The organism is Myxococcus sp. AB025B, from assembly GCF_006518215.1.
GTDB lineage: Bacteria > Myxococcota > Myxococcia > Myxococcales > Myxococcaceae > Myxococcus > Myxococcus fulvus.
The window spans coordinates 1-677 of the sequence record NZ_SRLW01000682.1 but is presented as its reverse complement, the minus strand read 5'-3'; the positions used below and the strand labels follow the sequence as shown (position 1 = coordinate 677).

At 70.5% G+C, this 677-nt stretch carries 1 protein-coding gene; it reads left to right on the top strand.

Annotation, left to right across the window (positions count from 1 at the left end; genetic code table 11):
* On the top strand, positions 1-663 hold a 663-nt coding region (locus FL311_RS43485), incomplete at its 5' end, for an extracellular solute-binding protein (RefSeq protein ID WP_141333582.1).
* Positions 664-677: the final 14 nt, after the last annotated feature.

The following is a 677-nucleotide window of genomic DNA, read 5'->3' as shown; positions in this document are numbered from 1 at the left end:
CTGTGGGGGCACGGTGGGCAGGCGTTGGGGGAGGACGGGCGCGTGTTGTTGGACACGGAGGCGGGGCGCGAGGCGCTCGGGTATCTGCGCGGGTTGCTGACGCGCGGGGTGTCTCCGGAGACGGTGATGGGGTTCGGCGAGGAGGAGGCTCGGCGCGTGTTCCAGGAGGGGCGCGCGGTGTTCATGCGCAACTGGCCGTATGCGTGGAGCGAGGCGCAGAAGGAGGGCTCGCCGATTCGGGGGAAGGTGGGCATGGCGCCCCTGCCCACGGTGAGCGGGGAGCCTGGGTTCGGGACGCTGGGTGGGTATCAGCTCGCGGTGAACGCGAAGGTGTCACCGGAGCGCAGGAGGCTCGCGGAGAAGCTCATCGCGCACCTGACGTCGCCGGAGGCGAACCTGGTGCTGGCGGTGCACTACGCGCGCAACCCGCCGAGGGCGGCGGTGTATGACGATGCGAGGTTGAAACAGGGCTCACCGTTCATCGCGAGCCTGCGGGAGATGGTGGAGCGCGCGCGGCCCCGGCCGGTGACGCCGTACTACAACCTGATTTCGGATGTGTTGCAGAGCGAGTTCTCCGCGGCGGTGGCGGGGATTCGCACGCCCGAGGAGGCACTGGGGCGCGCGCAGAAGCAGGTGGACCACCTGATGGGGGAGGGGCGATGAGCGGGCTCGCGGTG